15 protein-coding genes and 1 pseudogene are annotated in these 16,370 nt (G+C 67.2%); 6 read left to right on the top strand and 10 right to left on the bottom strand.

All coding sequences use genetic code 11. The features are described from left to right. Positions 1-19 precede the first annotated feature (19 nt). The 4 genes from VMT40_RS23275 to VMT40_RS23260 all read left to right on the top strand — a co-directional run bounded on the left by VMT40_RS23275 (position 20) and on the right by VMT40_RS23260 (position 2,947). Positions 20-598, top strand: a complete 579-nt coding sequence (locus VMT40_RS23275; RefSeq protein ID WP_326360768.1) for a 1,2-dihydroxy-3-keto-5-methylthiopentene dioxygenase — start codon at positions 20-22, stop codon at positions 596-598. Next, a complete protein-coding gene (mtnC, locus tag VMT40_RS23270) occupies positions 595-1,278 on the top strand; it encodes an acireductone synthase (protein ID WP_326360767.1) in 684 nt (227 codons plus the stop codon). The genes VMT40_RS23275 and mtnC overlap by 4 nt, the downstream gene beginning before the upstream one ends. 132 nt (positions 1,279-1,410) lie before the next feature. Further along, positions 1,411-1,983 (top strand): PadR family transcriptional regulator, encoded by a 573-nt coding sequence (locus VMT40_RS23265; RefSeq protein ID WP_326360766.1) that lies wholly within the window; start codon positions 1,411-1,413, stop codon positions 1,981-1,983. 1 nt (position 1,984) lies between these two features. Beyond that, positions 1,985-2,947, top strand: a complete 963-nt coding sequence (locus tag VMT40_RS23260; protein WP_326360765.1) for a glycoside hydrolase family 5 protein — start codon at positions 1,985-1,987, stop codon at positions 2,945-2,947. Positions 2,948-3,022: 75 nt separating this feature from the next. Here the strand turns inward: VMT40_RS23260 and VMT40_RS23255 are convergent, their stop codons facing one another. From VMT40_RS23255 to VMT40_RS23210, 10 genes and pseudogenes are all read right to left on the bottom strand, one after another. After that, complete coding sequence (locus tag VMT40_RS23255; RefSeq protein WP_326310963.1) at positions 3,023-3,616, bottom strand: GTP-binding protein; 594 nt, start codon at positions 3,614-3,616, stop codon at positions 3,023-3,025. Continuing rightward, a complete protein-coding gene (locus VMT40_RS23250) occupies positions 3,597-3,974 on the bottom strand; it encodes a DUF742 domain-containing protein (protein ID WP_326310962.1) in 378 nt (125 codons plus the stop codon). Before VMT40_RS23250 ends, VMT40_RS23255 begins: the two co-directional genes overlap by 20 nt. After that, complete coding sequence (locus VMT40_RS23245) at positions 3,971-4,396, bottom strand: roadblock/LC7 domain-containing protein (RefSeq protein WP_326310961.1); 426 nt, start codon at positions 4,394-4,396, stop codon at positions 3,971-3,973. Before VMT40_RS23245 ends, VMT40_RS23250 begins: the two co-directional genes overlap by 4 nt. Beyond that, positions 4,374-7,022: a sensor histidine kinase gene (locus VMT40_RS23240; RefSeq protein WP_326360764.1), complete on the bottom strand. Its 2,649-nt coding sequence runs from the start codon at positions 7,020-7,022 to the stop codon at positions 4,374-4,376. Before VMT40_RS23240 ends, VMT40_RS23245 begins: the two co-directional genes overlap by 23 nt. A gap of 166 nt (positions 7,023-7,188) precedes the next feature. Then, a complete protein-coding gene (locus tag VMT40_RS23235) occupies positions 7,189-7,587 on the bottom strand; it encodes a roadblock/LC7 domain-containing protein (protein WP_326360763.1) in 399 nt (132 codons plus the stop codon). Beyond that, positions 7,565-9,637 (bottom strand): sensor histidine kinase, encoded by a 2,073-nt coding sequence (locus tag VMT40_RS23230; RefSeq protein WP_326360762.1) that lies wholly within the window; start codon positions 9,635-9,637, stop codon positions 7,565-7,567. The genes VMT40_RS23235 and VMT40_RS23230 overlap by 23 nt, the downstream gene beginning before the upstream one ends. 106 nt (positions 9,638-9,743) lie before the next feature. Further along, positions 9,744-11,297, bottom strand: a complete 1,554-nt coding sequence (locus VMT40_RS23225) for a succinic semialdehyde dehydrogenase (RefSeq protein WP_326360761.1) — start codon at positions 11,295-11,297, stop codon at positions 9,744-9,746. Between the two features lie 324 nt (positions 11,298-11,621). Further along, complete coding sequence (locus VMT40_RS23220; RefSeq protein WP_326360760.1) at positions 11,622-12,104, bottom strand: hypothetical protein; 483 nt, start codon at positions 12,102-12,104, stop codon at positions 11,622-11,624. Next, positions 12,101-13,603, bottom strand: a complete 1,503-nt coding sequence (locus VMT40_RS23215) for an alkaline phosphatase (RefSeq protein ID WP_326360759.1) — start codon at positions 13,601-13,603, stop codon at positions 12,101-12,103. Before VMT40_RS23215 ends, VMT40_RS23220 begins: the two co-directional genes overlap by 4 nt. A gap of 90 nt (positions 13,604-13,693) precedes the next feature. Next, positions 13,694-14,704: pseudogene (locus VMT40_RS23210) on the bottom strand (sigma-70 family RNA polymerase sigma factor); the annotation flags it as partial. A gap of 116 nt (positions 14,705-14,820) precedes the next feature. Between VMT40_RS23210 and VMT40_RS23205 the strand changes: the two are divergent. Next, complete coding sequence (locus VMT40_RS23205; RefSeq protein WP_326360758.1) at positions 14,821-15,405, top strand: dihydrofolate reductase family protein; 585 nt, start codon at positions 14,821-14,823, stop codon at positions 15,403-15,405. A gap of 147 nt (positions 15,406-15,552) precedes the next feature. Then, positions 15,553-16,368 carry a class I SAM-dependent methyltransferase gene (locus VMT40_RS23200; protein ID WP_326360757.1) on the top strand — a complete coding sequence of 272 codons (816 nt, stop codon included), beginning with the start codon at positions 15,553-15,555 and terminating at the stop codon, positions 16,366-16,368. Positions 16,369-16,370: the final 2 nt, after the last annotated feature.

Here is a 16,370-nt window from a genome sequence, read left to right as displayed (position 1 = left end):
TCCGAGAAAGGAACCCCTTATGACTCTGTTGCAGATCATGTCCGACAAGGACGCCGGTGATGTCATCCTGCGCACCTCCGACGACACGGTGATCGCCGCCGAACTCGGCAAGCGCGGCATCACCTTCGAGCGCTGGCCGCTGCTCGAGGGCTTCAGCGCCGACACCACGACCGAGGAGCTGCTGGCCGAATACCAGCCGCGCATCGACGCTTTGAATGCCGACGGCCGCTACAAGTTCATCGACGTGGCCCGCATCCACCCCGATGACGCCGACCCGGAGTGGCCCGCCAAGGCGGTCGCCGCGCGCACCAAGTTCCTCGACGAGCACCGCCACGCCGAGGACGAGGTCCGCTTCTTCGCCGCGGGCGCGGGCTGCTTCTACCTGCACCTGGGCGACGAGGTCCTCGCGACCGTTTGCACCGCGGGCGATCTGGTGTCGGTCCCGGCGGGCACGCTGCACTGGTTCGATATGGGCTCCCGTCCCGAATTCGTGGCGGTGCGCTTCTTCGAGGAAGAGGACGGCTGGATCGGCGATTTCACCGGCGACAAGATCTCCGGCGGCTTCCCGACCCTCGACGAGCTGCTGGCCCCGGCATGATCAAGGTGGTCGTGCTCGATATCGAGGGCACTACCAGCCCGACCAGTTCGGTGCGGGAGGACCTCTACGGGTACACCCGTGACCGGCTGCCGGGCTGGCTGGCCGAAAACACCGGCGGCGCGGCCGATCCCATTATCGAGGCGACCCGCGCCCAGGCCGGTCGGCCCGACGCGGATGCCGCCGAGGTGGCGGAGATCCTCATCAACTGGCTCAACACCGATGTGAAGTCCGAGCCATTGAAGGCCGCCCAGGGCGTCATCTGCGCCGGGGGCTTCCGCAGCGGCGCGCTGCACGGCGAGTTCTTCCCCGACGTGCCGCCGGTGCTGCGCGCCTGGCGGGACGCCGGACTCGAGCTCTACATCTATTCCTCGGGTTCGGTTCGCAATCAAAAGGATTGGTTCGCCTTCGCCCGCGGCGGCGACCTGTCCCCACTGATCAGCGGCCATTTCGATCTGTCGACGGCGGGCCCCAAGCGCGAGGCCTCCTCCTACGAGAAGATCGCCAGCGCCATCGGCGTCCCGCCGGAACAGATCCTGTTCCTCTCCGATCATCCGGACGAGGTCGACGCGGCCGTCGCGGCGGGCTGGCAGGCCATCGGCGTCACCCGCCCGGGCGAGCCCAACAGCCCCCGCGGCGATCACCGCTGGATCAGCGACTTCGCCGACGTCGAACCCAACTGATCACCGCGGCAAGCACTTCCGGCCGACTCCCACATCGCCCCGTCGAATCTCGCATTCGACGGGGCGATGTCTATTTCCACACCCAGCGCGTATAGTCGATTTCAACTAGCCGAGTTCGACTATTGGAGCGATATGGCACCGCGGTTACTGCGCACTCCCGTCACACTGGCCGTGCTGGGTCTGTTGGCGGAGAAACCCCGCCACGGATACGAAATGCGGACAGTCATGCGCGAGCGCGGTCACGACGCGGTGCTCAAGCTGAAGAACGCCTCGATGTACGACGCCGTCCGCCGCCTCACCGCCGCCGGGCTCATCGAGGCGGGCGAGGCTGCGCGGGAAGGGAATCGGCCCGAGCGCACGGTGTATCGGATCACCGAGTCGGGGCTGCGGACGCTGGCGCAGTGGCTGCGCGAGCTCTTGGGCGACCCGGCGCACGATCAGGCGGCGTTCACCACCGCGCTGCTGTTCATGTTCGCCTTGCCCGAATCCGAGGTCATCGACCTGGTGACGCAGCGCGCGCAGCGGATTGCCGAGCAGATCGACGCGGTCGACGCGGCGGTGGCGGCCGTGGGCGAGGTTCCGGCGATCTTCCTCACCGACCAGACCTACGGGCAGACCCTGCGCCGCGCCGAGCACGAGTGGCTGGTCACCTTTGCGGACGACCTGCGAACGGGTCGTTTGGTATGGCCGAAAGGATTTGAGTGACATGGGTATTCACGACACCAACCGGTTGCTGGCCCGGACGATCAATATCGGACTGGATCTGGGTGCCGATATCGAGCAGGGCTGGACGCTCCCGGTGGGGGAGCACGAATTGGATCTGTGCCGGGAGGCGGGATTCACCGCTGTCCGCTTGGGTGTCTGTTGGGCGGCCCATACCGGGCCCGGATTCCAGATCGACGCCACAGCCCTCGAGCGGGTGGCCACGCTGGCCGAGCAGGCCACCGAACGCGGACTCGCCTTGGTGCTGACCAACTTTCTGGATCCGGAGCTGATGGCGGATCCGCCGAAGTACCTGGATCGGCTGTTGTCCATCACTGAGCAGGTCACCACCAGATTCGCGGCCCACCCGGAATCGATTCTGCTCGAGCCGTTGGCCGAACCGCGCGAGGCATTGGACGCGCTGTGGAACGACTACATCGCGCGCCTGCTGACCGTGCTGCGCAAGGTCGATCCGCACCGCGCTGTCATTGTCGGTCCCGGTGCCTACAACAATGCGCGGACCCTGCCGCAACTCGAATTGCCCACGGCGGACCGCGATCTCATTGTCACCGTGCACCAGTACTGGCCGATCACCTTCACCATGCAGGGCGAGGAATGGCTGGGCACGACACCCTTCGGCGACCCGAAGTCCTGGCTGGGCAATACCTGGGACGGCACCCCGGACCAGCGGGCCGAACTCACCGCGGGCTTCGACGGGATCGCCGCCTGGGCCGCCGCCGCGGACCGCCCGATCTTCCTGGGCGAGTTCGGCACCTCGGTGCACGCCGACAATGCCTCGCGCGCCCGCTGGACCGCGTTCAACCGGCTGCTCGCCGAGGAGCGCGGATTCTCCTGGGGCGCATGGTCGTTCGGCCCGACCTTCGCCCTCTACAACGCGCAATCCGGCGGCTGGAATAAGCCGCTGCTCACCGCATTGACCGGTGACGCGCAAGCGGTGTTGGGCTAAGCATCACCCCGAAACGCGAATCGCGTCCTACCGGGGTCGCCGGTCGGACGCGATTGTCGTTGGGGGAGAGGGAATTCAGACGTGCGCCCCGGTCGAGGCGGCTCGCTCGATGAGGTACTCGACCAGGGTCATGAGCACGTTCTTGCACGACCCGCGATCGCGGGCGTCGCAGAGCAGTACCGGAATGCGCTCGTCGAGATCCAGCGCCTCGCGGACCTCGGCGGGCGTGTAGAGCGGCGCGCCCTCGAAGCAGTTGACGGCCACCGTGAACGCGACGCCCCGACGCTCGAAGAAGTCGATCGCGGCGAAGGACCCCTCCAACCGGCGGGTGTCGGCCAGCACGACCGCGCCCAGCGCGCCGCGCGCCAATTCGTCCCACAGGAACCAGAATCGGTCCTGTCCGGGGGTGCCGAACAGGTAGAGCACCAGGTTCTGGTCGATGGTGATGCGGCCGAAGTCCAGCGCCACCGTGGTGGTGGTCTTGCCCTCCACGCCGCGCAGATCGTCCACGCCCGCGGACAGCTCGGTAATGAGCTCTTCGGTGCGCAGCGGGGTGATCTCCGAGATCGCCCCCACCATCGTTGTCTTGCCCACGCCGAAGCCGCCCGCGATGAGGATCTTCACCGAGGCGGCCATGGGCTGGGCGGTATCAGAGTTTTCGAATGCCATCGAGTACCGCTCGCAGAATGTTGAGGTCACCGGGCGCGGTCTCGGGGGAGGCCGGGGCCCGGAAATTGAGGATATTGTCCGATATCAGGTCCCCCACCAGGATTTTCGTTACCGCCAATGGCAGCCGCAGCGCGGCCGACACCTCGGCCACCGACAGCGGCAGCCGACACAACCGCACGATGTCCCCGTATTCGGGTTCGACCCGCCGCAGCGGTGGGGCGGCATTGGGTACCACCACCACCGTCAGCATGTCCAAATCGTGCGCAGCGCCCATGGTTCGGCCACCGGTCCGTGCGTAGGGGCGCACGAGCGGACCGGCCGCGTCATCGAACCACTGTTCCCCCGGCCCCGGCCTCATGACAGTCGGGGGTTGCCTTGTCCGGCCAGGTTGTGGCGCGGGGTGGTGGACAGGTAGTTGCCGACACGCTGCACGGTCAGGTTCATCTCGTAGGCGACCATGCCGAGGTTGGCCGACTCGGTGGCCTGCAACGCCAGGCAGGCGTGGCTGCCAGCGGCGGTCACGAACAGCACCGCGCGCTCGAGTTCGATCACCGCCTGGCGGACGCCGCCGCCGTCGAATCTGCCGCCCGCACTGCGGGCCAGACCATAGAGGGTGGAGGACATGGCACCGAAGTGCTCCGCGTCCTCGCGGCTCATGGCCGAGGAGCGGCCCAGCAGCAGCCCGTCGGTGGAGTGCACCACCGCGTGACGGACGCCTGCGAGCCGGTCGACCAGATCATCGAGTAGCCAGTTGAGATCACCAGCGTTTGAGGTGGTCACCGTCGCCTTCCTGTCGTTCCGACTGTGTTGGCCCAAAGAGCGCCTGCGACTCAGGCCCGAACGAACCGGGGTCGGCCTTGCGGCCCTGCCTGGTTCCGTTTTCGATGGCGGAGAAAAGGTCTCGGGCCTGCTCGGCCGTGCGGGTGGCCTGGACAGTCGGCTCGGGGGCCGCCTGCTCCTGCGCCAATTCCGGTGCGAGACTTGCCTGCCGACGCCTACGCGGGAGCGCGGGTCGGACGTCGGAGCCAGTGTAATGGGAACGTCCGAATTCGCGAGCCCGGAAACCGTTTTCCGACTGCGGCGCGGTCGGCGGCTGCGGGGCGGCCGGGGGTTCCGGCGCGGGCCGCGGGTTGGTCGGCGGGTCGAATGGTGTTGCCGCGCCGAAGGACAGCGGGGGCAGGTGGTTGCCCGTCGGGGGATCGGCCGGTTCGGGTTGCTTGGCGAAGGAGCCGGTGGCCGGACCGAACGGCTCGAACTTCGAGGCGACCGGCGGACTGTAAGGCGCGGACGGTGCGGGCGTTTCGGCCGCCGGGGGCTCGTAGCCGACGATCGGCAGATCGTAGTTGGAGATCATCGACGGCGGGGCTGCGGGCAGCTGCGGCAGCGCGGCGACGGCCAGTGCGGCCGCGGACGGCTCGGCGGTATCCAATTGCCGTGGCACGGCAGGGATTTCACCGGTCCGACCCGAGGGCTGCACGGTGAGGTTGTTCGGCACCAGCACGATGGCCCGCACACCGCCGTAATCGGATTCGGTGAGCCGCACCGAGATACCGTTGCGGGAGGCCAGCTGCGCGATGACGAAGCGGCCCAGACGGAAGTCGTCGGGAACCATGCTCACACCGAAATCGGGTGCATCGCGCAGGATCTCGTTGACCCGCGCCATCTCCTCCTCGGGCATACCCATGCCCTGGTCGATGACCTCGATGGCCACGCCCTTGCCGACAATGCCGCCGCGCACCTCGACCTGCGACTGCGGCGGGGAGAAGGCGGCGGCGTTGTCGACCAGCTCGGCCAAAAGGTGCACGAGGTCGGCGACCGCGCTGCCCGCGATGGACACCTCCGGCAGCCGGGCGATCTTCACGCGGGTGTAGTCGAGGGTTTCGCCGACACTCGAGCGCACGATCTCGAGCAGCTGCACCGGGTTTCGCCACTGCCGCCCGGGCTGACCGCCCGCGAGGATGATCAGGTTCTCGGCATTGCGGCGTTCGCGGGTGGCCAGGTGGTCCAGGCGGAAGTAGATGTCCAGCAGCGCCGGGTCTTCCTGCTTCGACTCGGCGGCATCGAGAATCTCGAGCTGCCGGTGCACGATGACCTGGCTGCGGTGGGCGATATTGAGGAACATCGCCTTGACGCCCTCACGGGTGCGGGCCTCGGTGACGGCGGCGGCCAAGGCGGCGGCGTGGGCGTGGTTGAACGCCTTTGCCACCTGGCCGATTTCGTCGTGTCCGAAGTCGAGCACGGCGGCCTCGGCGGCCGGATCGACCGGCGCGCCCTCACGCAGCTTGGCCATGATCTCCGGCAGCCGCTCGTCGGCGAGCACGAGTGTCTCGTTGCGCAGGCCCTTGAGGCGGCGAATGATCCGGTTGGCCAGGATCAGGGAGACCAGGAAGGCCAGCGCGGAGACCGCCAGCATGCCGCCACCGGCGAGTGCGGAGTTGCGGGCATTGCGGTCGCCGACCGCCGCCGCGGCGGCCTCGTTGTGCCGACTCGAGGTGTCCCACAGATGCAGGATCTGGGTATTGAGTTTGGCGACGGTGTCGCGCCATTCCTGCGGGGTGAAGGTCAGCGGGGCGACCTGCGGGGCCGCGCCGGGCTTGCTGGGCGGCACCGTGATCGGATCCAGTGCGCGCGAGAGCAGCACGTTCTCCATCATGACGATCTTCGTCCAGTCCGGATCGTTCATGAGGGCCTGCATGTCCTTGTCGCCCGCCCCGCCGTCGCCACCGGCGAGCACGCCGAGGTTCACGCGGTAGGTGCCTGCCACGCGGGAGAATTCGATGGCCAGCTCGGGCGGCACGCTGCCGCCGCCGAACAGCACCTCGGCGACCGAGGCTTCCCGCGAGAGCATCTCCGAGGCCTGCGCGATCTGCAGCCCGTTCGCGACCTCCAGGGCCACCTCGGAACTGGGCGCGGTGTCGGCGACCATGCGGGTGCCGATCCACACGACCTCGAGCAGCTTGCCGTAGAAGTAGTAGGCATCCGAGATCGGGATGGCGTTGGTGTCGATCTGGGTGCGCACGCTGGCCAGCTGACCGCTGAGGGTGGTCAGGCCGCCGACATTGTCACCAATACCCTTGGGGCCGAGCTTCTGCATGGTCGGGGTGATCGCGGCCAAGCCCTGCAACGCTTTGTCGAGGCGAGAGCGCGCCTGCGCCAAGGCCTTCGGATTGGCGTCGTCGCCACCGCCCATCTGGGCCAGGGACAGCTGCCGTTCCTGCTGCACCGCGACGATCAACTCATTGGTGGTCGGGGCCGCGGACGTCAAGGCCTCCGCCCACTCCCGTGCGTGCTTGCCCTCGACCACCAGATAACCCGCGCCACCCACACCGATCGCGAGCAGCGCCAGGCTCGGGACGAGTGCGATGGCGAGCACGCGGGTCCGGACCCCGAGCCTCGCTCTGAACATCGGGCAAAGGTAACGGGACGTATGTCACATTCGCCGCTTCGGTCCCGGTGAGCGGGAACAAGATTGACATCCGAAGTTATGTATGTTGGTGAATCGCAGGATGTGCCGCCGCTGAATCGCAGTTCTGGAGCGCGAATCGGCGGCGGCACAGTGGAATTCACCGCAATCAAGCGCGATGCCGGGGCGCGGCGGACAGGAACGAACCGACACGCTGCACTGTCAGATTCATCTCGTAGGCGACCATGCCCAGATTCGCGTCCGCATCCGACTGCAACGCCAGGCACGCGTTCGGCCCCGCGGCGGTCACGAACAGCACCGCGCGCTCGAGCTCGATCACCGCCTGCCGCACCGCGCCGCCGTCGAAACGGTGTCCGGCACTGCGCGACAGCCCGAACAGGGTCGACGACATGGCACAGAAGTGCTCGGCATCCTCGCGGCTCATACTCTTCGACCGCCCCAGCAGCAGCCCGTCGGTGGAATGCACCACCGCGCACCGCACACCCGCGAGTTTGTCGACCAGATCGTCGATGAGCCAGTCCAGATCACCAGCGTGGGAGGTATTCACCGTCGCCTTCCTGTAGATGGGAGGGCGACAAACCGTCATCGGCCTGCCGCCCCTGTCGGGTCCCGTTCTCGATGGCCGAGAACAGCTCTCGCGCCTGCCCGGCACTGCGCTGATCGGGCGCGGGGATTTCGCCTTCGATGACCGAGGACGGGATGAGGACGATGGCGCGGATGCCGCCGTAGTCGGAGTCGGAGAGGCGGACCGAGATGTCGTGGCGGGCGGCCAGGCGGGAGACGACGAACAGGCCCAGGCGGGAATCCTCGGACAGGCTGGTGACCGCGAAATCCGGTGGGGCGCCGAGCAGGGCGTTGAGGCGGTCGAGGTGGTCGGCGGGGATGCCCATGCCCTGGTCGCTGATCTCGACCGCCACGCCGCGGCCGACGGACGCGCCGGAGATGTCCACGCGGGATTGGGGCGGGGAGTAGGTGGCCGCGTTGTCGATGAGTTCGGCGAGCAGGTGAATGAGGTCGGCGACGGCCCGTCCGGCGATGAAAGCCTGTGGCAGGCGGCCGGTTCGGACCCGGGTGTAATCGGCGGTCTCGCCGACCGCACTGCGGACCAGTTCGAGCAGCGGGACCGGGTTGCGCCATTGGCGGCCGGGACGTCCGCCCGCGAGGATGATCAGGTTCTCGGCATTGCGGCGTTCGCGGGTCGCCAGGTGGTCCAGGCGGAAGTAGATGTCCAGCAGCGCTGGGTCTTCCTGCTGCGATTCGGCCGCGTCGAGAATCTCCAGCTGACGGTGGACCACCACCTGGCTGCGGTGGGCGATATTGAGGAACACCGATTTCACGCCCTCGCGGGTGCGGGCCTCGGTGACCGCGGCCGCGACGGCGGCCGCGTGGGCGTGGCCGAAAGCCGCTGCCACCTGGCCGATCTCGTCCCGCCCGAAATCCAGGGTCGGCTTCGCGATCTCGGCGTCCAGACCCTCACCCGCGGCCAGTCGCCGCATGGTCTCGGGCAGCTCCTCGTCGGCCAGCGCAAAGGTGCGGTCGCGCAACCGGGTCAGCCTGCGGATGATGCGATTGGCCAGCGCCAGAGCGACCAGGATGGCGACGATCGCCACAACGATCATGCCCGCACCGGCCCACAGCGAGGTGCGCGTCGTCTCCGAGGCGGCTTCGCTGGCCAGCTGTTGCGCGTCGGTGTTCTCCGCTTGCCACAGGTCGGCCAGGCCGTGCGTCACCTCGTCAGAGCTGCGCTGCCAATCCGCCATCGAGATCGGAAGCGGTTGCGCGGGCACCCGTTTCGCCGAGCCGTCGGTCGGCACCAGGGTGCGCTGGGCCAGCACGGGTTCGACGACGCCGAGCCGCTGCCAGGCGGTCGTGGCGACCAGCGCCTTCGCGGCGGCGGCCTGCCGCTCGTCCGGCTGGGTGACAATGCCGTCGATGCGGGTGCGGTAATAGCCGACCAGACTGAGGTATTCCGCGCCCAGCTCGGGCGAGAGATCATTGCCGTCGATCAGTGACGCGCCCAGCGCGTAGGCGCGACTCATCGCCTCGAGGCAGTGCAGCACATCCGCGGCCTGTGTGAGCTCCACGGCGGTGGCCGCGTCGGGTGCGGTCTTCTCCGCGATCTGCACGCCCGCCATCACGCTCTGCGGAATGCGGTTGTACAGCGCGTAGGCGTCGGCCAGCGCGACGGTGCCCGCGTCGACACCCGAGCGCAGACTGACCAGTCGTTTGCTGACCTCGGCAATGGCGTCGGTGGCCTGCCCCATGGATTCCGGACCCATGTGGGTCAGCGCGGACTGCGTGGGCGCGAGCGCCCGCAGGGCATTATCGAGCCGCTGCCGCGCCGTGGTCAGCCGCCGAACATCGTTGTCCACTCCCGCGATCCGCCACAGCGTGAGCTGCCGCTCGACCTGCACCGCCTCGATCAGCTCACGCGTCGGCGCGATGCCCGCCTGCATTTCGTCGGCCCAGCTGCGGGCGCGGTGGGAGCGATCCACCAGGGTGCCGGTCGCGCTGACACCGATGACCACCAGCGCCAAGCTCGGGACCAGCGCGATGGCCAGGATCCGGGATCGGACCCCGAGCTTCGGAAAGCGCATCGCTGCAACGTAACCGCGTCACCACCGTGGTGGTGACGCGAGTCTTTTTGTGCGGGACGGGATTTGACACCGTCTCGAGCGCCCCGTAAGCCTGGGTCGAGGCCGATCAGCGACCGGGCAGGAAGCGAATGCTACGCGCGATCGTCATCAGGAACGGCTGCCACTTGTCCTGAGGGATGAAGGCCGGAGCATCCAGGTTGAGGAAGCGCGTCACCACGATCGACTGGGGTTCGGTGAACTTCAGCAGACCGTCGGGACCGTGACGGCGGCCGACGCCGGAGATTCCCATGCCGCCCATGGGAGCACCGGTCGTGCCCCACGCGGGCGCGTAACCCTCGTCGACATTGACCGTGCCCGCGTGCAATTGCTCGGCGATGCGCTCGCCCTCGGCCTTGCTGGCCGCCCACACACTGGCATTGAGGCCGTACTCGGTGTCATTGGCGCGGGCAATGGCCTCCTGCACCGAATCGACCGGGTAGATCGACACCAGCGGGCCGAAGGTCTCGTTGCGGCCGCATTCCATGGCGTCGGTGACGTCGGCCAGAACCGTCGGCTCATAGAACAGCGGGCCCAGGTCGGGCCGCGCATTGCCACCGGCGAGCACCTTCGCCCCCTTGGACACCGCGTCGGCGACGTGCTTGGTGACCGTCTCCAACTGCGACTCGGAGATGAGGCTGCCGATATCGGTCGAGAAATCATAGGCGGCACCGAGTTTGGCGGCCTTCACCGCGGCGACGAACTTCTCGGTGAACTGGTCGACGACCGCGCGCTCGACGTACATGCGCTCGATGGAGATGCAGAGCTGACCCGCGTTGGAGAAGCAGGCCCGCACCGCGGCCTTGGCGGCCTTGTCGAGATCGGCTCCCCGCGTGACGATCATGGGGTTCTTGCCGCCGAGCTCGGCGGAGAAGCCGATGAGGCGGCGGCCGCACTGCTCGGCCAGGGTGCGGCCGGTGGCCGAGGAGCCGGTGAACATGAGGTAGTCGCAGCTGTCGACAATGGCCGTGCCGACCACCGTGCCCGGCCCCGGCACCACCGCGAACAGGTCACGCGGCAGACCCGCACGGAGGAAGAGCTCCGCATTGGCCAGCGAGGAGTACGGGGTCTGGCTGTCGGGCTTGACCACCACGGCGTTTCCGGCCAGCAGCGCCGGAATCGAATCGCCCACCGAGAGCAGCATCGGATAGTTCCACGGCGCGATCACGCCGACCACGCCCTTGGGTACCGCACGCACCGAGGCCCGGTTGAGCACCGGAAACGCGCCCGCCGCCTTGTGCGGCGCGAGCAGCTGCGGGGCCACCCGGGAGAAGTAGCGAGCCGCGAACATCAGCCCCATGATCTCTTCCTGCGCCGCCCACCGCGCCTTGCCGGTCTCGGCCTGCACGATGTCCATGAGGAATTCGCGGTTCTCGACGACCAGCGCCCGGTAGCGATCCAGTACCTCGGCCCGCTGCTTGGGCGTCCGCGCGGCCCATTCGGCCTGGGCGGCACGGGCTTTGGTCACGGCGGCGGCGACATCGGCCGCGGTGCCCACCGGCACCGCCCCCAGGCTCCGACCGGTGAACACCTCGGTGATCGCGCGGTCCGCGTGCTCCTGGGTGGTATCCACGGCCGCGAACGACCGCAACCGCTCGAACACCGCCGCATCCGGCACCGGCATCATCGCCTCCTACTTACGAGTAACTTTCAGATACACACAATCTACCCCCCACCCCGCCCTCGAGCCCGCGACTGCGCAATCCAGGCCACTCGAATCGGTCTTCCGACCGGAAATGTCGCCGTCCCAAAATGTCTCATTTGCCCCAATTCGGGCCGCTACCTGCGAATTCTGTAACCGATCCCGCGCCCCGAACGAAGAACCACCCAGTAGTACCCCGGGTAAGGGATTCGGCGGCGACGGCAGCGTCGACCGATCCGGCAAGGATCCCGCATCTGCACGAGGGGCGTGGATGCGGGATCACCGGACTCCCGTTGTGGCCGTGGGTTATTCGTTCACCAGCACCGGAATCGACAGCACGGCGGCCGTGGCCGTCGTGGCGGCCGGGGTGGCGGTGATGGTGAAGGGAATGCCGTCGTTGCTGGAAATGTGCGGACCACCCGCGACGGGTTCCTCGTCGGCGTGCTCGAAGGTTCCGGTGCCGACCAGGTGGCCCGTGGCGTCGTAGAAGGCGGCGTGGACCTCGAGAGCCAGAATGTCACTGACATCGGTCGTGATCGCGAGCGTGCCGTGCACGCTGGGGCCGTCGAGGCGAGTTCCGGTCAGCCGCACCCGGTCCGTGAAGGGACCGGGTGAGAGTCGCACTTCTCCCGGAGCAACCGAGATGGTGGTGGCGGGCGGTTCGGTCGTACGCGGCGCGGCCATCGGAGCTGCCGCGGGTGCGGGGGTCGCGGGATGCGAGGTGGACGAGCACCCCGCGACCAGCACCGCGAGCAGACCTCCGATCAGGACAACGGCTCGCTTACTCACGGCAGCAACGCCTTGTGCATCTTGGTGTACAGCGAGGTGTTGTCCTGGCTCGCCGCGAAGACCTGCGCGCCCGGGCCGTAGGCGTAGATCTGGACATCCGCGCCGGTGTGGTTGCCCGACAGGTAGGTCAGCCACAGGCTGGCCTCCGGGGAACCGTCCTTGACCTCGGCCGGGTCGTCGGGAGTCCGGAAGGTCGCGGGGGCGAAGTTGCGCGGATCCGCCTGCCCCGCACCATTGATGAAGCCGGTCGAGCACGCCGGATCCTTCACGTTCTCCTTGCCATCGCGGCCGGGCTTGCTGTTGTTGGCCGGGTTGGTGGCATCGACATTGGCCGGGGGCGCGACGGCCTCGGCATTGACGAAGGTGTTCTTCTCGATGATGTTGAAGCCCGCGCACTCGTGATCGGCGGTCACCACCACCATGGTGTGCCCGTCCTTCTTGGCGAAGTCCACGGCCGCGGCCACCGCGTCGTCGAAGGCCTTGACCTCGTCGAGGGTCTGGGCGGCATCATTGGCGTGCGAGCGCTTGTCGATCAGCGCGCCCTCCACCTGCAACAGAAACCCCTTGTCGCCCTTTCGGTTCGACAGCAGATCGATGGCCTTGCTGGTCATCTCCGCCAGCGTCGGCTCCTTCTTCTCCGGCGCGGAGTCCGGGAGCGCGTCGCGGGCATTGGTGACGGTCATGTTCCCGCGATTGAACAGCCCGATCACCTTCGACGCCGTCACCGACTTCAGGTCGGCCGCGGTGGCCACCTTTTGACTCTCCGCGGTCTGTGCCTTCAGCGCCGGATCGCCCATGCTCCCCAACACCTGATACCCGTTGTCCTGCATGGCCTTCTGATCGTCGGGCTCGAACCGCGCCAGACCGCCGCCGAAGATGACATCCGCGGTACCGTTGCGGGCGATCTGCTCGGCAATCGGGGTGACCAGCGTCTTGTCCGCGGGCTGCGCCTCAAAGCCACCATCGGACTTCTTGGGCAAGCAGGTCGATTCACTGAAAGTCGGCCCCTGGCAACCACGCAGCAGCGCATGGCTGAACATAGCGGCCGGAGTGGCATCGGTGATCTCCGCGGTGCTGACATTCCCGGTCGCGAAACCCGCAGCCTTGGCCTGCTCCATGAGCGTCGGCACCGACTTGCCGAAAGCATCCACGCCAATCGCCGCGTTGTAGGTCTTCACGCCCGAGGCCCATGCGGTCGCGGCGGACGCCGAGTCCGTCACCAAAGACGGCTTGGCCGAATTGGGTTCGACCGCATACGTCGCAACCGCGCCAACATACGGCAGCTGCTCCAGATTGAGATGCCCATTGGCCCCCATGAACCGCTGCCGCGCCGCCGTCACATGAGTCCGCCCCATCCCGTCACCGAGCAAATAAATGACGTTCCGAACCTCGTTGTCGGCCTTCGTCTCCGACCCACACCCCGCGACCAGCGACGCCCCGGCCACGACGGCCGTCACGGTCACGATCGCCCCAACCCACGCGCGTTGTCTGTCCTGCACTGCATCTCCTCCGTCGTCGCGCCCGAATCACCGCCCGGGCGCGGCCGAAGGTACTGCTGAATGTTTGCCCATTCGCAACTCACAGAAAACTCACAGCTGGCTCGCAGGTAAACGATTCCAACCGATGGTCGTTGGGAGATCGAAGAGCTCGAAGATCGAGGGCTGTAGGAACACGACTATTTGGGCGATACCGCCCGGTGCGATTGCTAGCACCTGGAGCGCGTCGGCATGGTAGGACCCGTCGGCGTGCCGCTCGTACATGGCCACGGCGGGTTGGGCGTTGGCCGAGGTGGCGAGCACGCGGTAGCGGCCCGGCTCGGTGAGGATGCGTGACGTCCAGAAGGCGATGATGGCGGCACGGCCGGAGAACCAGGTCGACAGCGGGGGCATCTCCAGGGACGCGTCGGCCAGCAACATTCGCTGCAAACTGGGAATGTCGGCGCGCTCGAACGCGGCCATGTATTCCTCGAGCAGGCGCTGTTGATCGGATTCGAGTGTGTCGCTGACGGTGTGCTCCGAGGGGGCGGCTGCTGCGAGTTTCTCCCTGGCGCGCTGTAGCAGGGCGTTGGCCGCCGCGGGGCTGATGTCTAGCAGGCGGGCGACCTCCGAGGCTCGAAACGCCAGCACGTCGCGCAGCAGCAAGACGGCTCGTTGCCGGGGCGGCAGATACTGCAGTGACGCAACGAAAGCCAGCCTGATGCTCTGCCGATTCTGAACCAGGTCCGCAGGATCCGACGCCTCCGAGGTGGGATCGAACAGAGCGGTCGGGATCGGTTCCAACCACGGGATATCGTGACGTTCGAGCGTGTAGTCGGTGGTGGAGTCCTGGATCGGATTGCCCAGACCGGAGGGCAGCGAGCGGCGGTGACCCTTCTCGAGCTCCCGCAACGCGGCGTTCGTCGCGATTCGGTAGAGCCAGTGCCGAAGTTTCGAGCGGCCTTCGAAGTCGTCGAACGAGCGCCAGGCGCGCAGGTAGGTCTCCTGAACCGCATCCTCCGCGTCGTGCACCGAGCCGAGCATGCGGTAGCAGTGCACCAGCAGCTCCCGACGGTACGGCGCGAACAGGTTCGCGAACTCGTCGCTATCGATCGGCATGGCTGCGCTCGCTTCCGGACGGGACTCCCCGGCGGCTCGAGTTCGGCGTGGCGGTGAGTTTTCGGGATCGCTCGGATCACTACTGCGACAACAGTATCGAGCTACACCGACAAGGAGACATCATGCGTAAGGTCATCGCGGCCTTCAAGATCTCGGCCGATGGAAAATACGGCGGGCCGGACGGATACGCGGACTGGGTCGAGAGCTGGCCCGAGGACTTCGGTTCGCGGCTGACGACCCAGATCGATGCGTGTGTGCTCGGCGCAACGTTCTATCCGCTGTACCAACAGTATTGGTCGCGGGTCGAGGCCGCGCCCGACGAGATTCACCCGTTCAGCGGAAGGGTACCGACGGCGGCTGATGTCGCATGGGCCGAGTTCGCGGCGCAGACCCCGCACTATGTGGTGTCGAGCACGCTGAAGTCCGTGGCATGGCCGAACAACACCCGGATACTCGCGGATGTGGACGCGATCGCGGCATTGAAGCGGGAACAGGGCAAGGACATCTACCTGATCGGCGGCCCGTCGATCGCGGGTGCCGCCATCGACGCGGGGCTGGTGGACGAGCTGCACTTGATCGTCTATCCGCTGCTCGTCGGGGAGGGCAAGGCATTGTTCTCGTCCTCGACGCGGCGCACGATGCAGCTGCACAAGGTCGAGCAGTTGGCGGAGGGTCGATTGAGCCTGGTGTACGGAATCGGCGACTGACGAGTTCGACCGCAGCTGGTCTGCCCGTCCATCGACGGGCAGACCAGCACCGAATTACCCTCTGCCACTTCTCATTGCGAACTGATACCGGCTGGATGACCAGCCCTTTCCCATGCGCGTACGCTGTACCCGTCGGAAGGGTGTTCTATGTCGGAGAATCCGCTTGCTGCGCCGGGGGCGTGGGATGAGATTGCTGAGGACTATGACGATGTCATGTCGGAGTTGATGCGGCCGTTTGCTGTTCATGTGGTGGAGTCGGCGCCGTTGACCGGGCGGTCTCGGGTGATCGATGTGGCCACGGGGCCCGGGGTGCTGGCGTTGTTGGCGGCGCCGCGAGTCGGGGAAGTGGTGGCGGTGGATTTTTCCGAGGCGATGATTCGGCGGTTGCGGCGGGCGGTCATGCAGCGGGGGATCGGGAATGTGCTGACGGGGGTGGGGGATGGGCAGGATTTGCGGTATGCCGCCAATACTTTCGATGCGGCGTTCTCGATGTTCGGGCTGATGTTCTTCCCGGATCGGGGGAAGGGGTTCGCGGAACTGTTTCGGGTGGTGCGACCGGGCGGGACCGTGGTGGCGTCGAGTTGGGCTCCGGTCGCGGACTCGCCGTTGATGACGCTGCTGTTCGAGGCGTATCAGGCCGGGATTCCGGGATTTCCTGCGCCGCAGGCGAATCCGAACAGCCTGGAGAATCCGGACGTGTTCGAGCTGGAGCTGATCGCGGCGGGCTTCGAGAGCGTGAGCGTGACTCCGCGCGCGGAGTCGTTCAGCTACGACAGCGCCGAGCAGATGTGGGAGAAGCTGACCCGCGGCAGCGCGCCCTTGCAGAACATGCGCCGCAAGACCGACGCGGCGGAGTGGGCCGCGCAGGAGAAGGTCATGATCGACTATTTGCGCGAGCACTATGTGCCGGGTACCGAGCTGTCCACGACCGCCTGGATCGGCACCGGTCGCGTTCCGCGCTAACG

Source organism: Nocardia sp. CDC160 (assembly GCF_035818795.1).
In the GTDB taxonomy this organism is placed as follows: Bacteria; Actinomycetota; Actinomycetes; order Mycobacteriales; family Mycobacteriaceae; genus Nocardia.
This window is presented reverse-complemented; position numbering and strand designations above follow the sequence as displayed.

What these genes read in the sequence shown, in the direction of transcription:
- VMT40_RS23250 (WP_326310962.1), bottom strand. Translation starts at nt 3,974, where the DNA reads ATGAGGCCGGGGCCGGGGGAACAGTGGTTCGATGACGCGGCCGGTCCG.
- VMT40_RS23200 (WP_326360757.1), top strand. Translation starts at nt 15,553, where the DNA reads ATGTCGGAGAATCCGCTTGCTGCGCCGGGGGCGTGGGATGAGATTGCT.
- mtnC (WP_326360767.1), top strand. Translation starts at nt 595, where the DNA reads ATGATCAAGGTGGTCGTGCTCGATATCGAGGGCACTACCAGCCCGACC.
- VMT40_RS23255 (WP_326310963.1), bottom strand. Translation starts at nt 3,616, where the DNA reads ATGGCATTCGAAAACTCTGATACCGCCCAGCCCATGGCCGCCTCGGTG.
- VMT40_RS23205 (WP_326360758.1), top strand. Translation starts at nt 14,821, where the DNA reads ATGCGTAAGGTCATCGCGGCCTTCAAGATCTCGGCCGATGGAAAATAC.
- VMT40_RS23240 (WP_326360764.1), bottom strand. Translation starts at nt 7,022, where the DNA reads ATGTTCAGAGCGAGGCTCGGGGTCCGGACCCGCGTGCTCGCCATCGCA.
- VMT40_RS23225 (WP_326360761.1), bottom strand. Translation starts at nt 11,297, where the DNA reads ATGCCGGTGCCGGATGCGGCGGTGTTCGAGCGGTTGCGGTCGTTCGCG.
- VMT40_RS23230 (WP_326360762.1), bottom strand. Translation starts at nt 9,637, where the DNA reads ATGCGCTTTCCGAAGCTCGGGGTCCGATCCCGGATCCTGGCCATCGCG.
- VMT40_RS23275 (WP_326360768.1), top strand. Translation starts at nt 20, where the DNA reads ATGACTCTGTTGCAGATCATGTCCGACAAGGACGCCGGTGATGTCATC.
- VMT40_RS23260 (WP_326360765.1), top strand. Translation starts at nt 1,985, where the DNA reads ATGGGTATTCACGACACCAACCGGTTGCTGGCCCGGACGATCAATATC.
- VMT40_RS23265 (WP_326360766.1), top strand. Translation starts at nt 1,411, where the DNA reads ATGGCACCGCGGTTACTGCGCACTCCCGTCACACTGGCCGTGCTGGGT.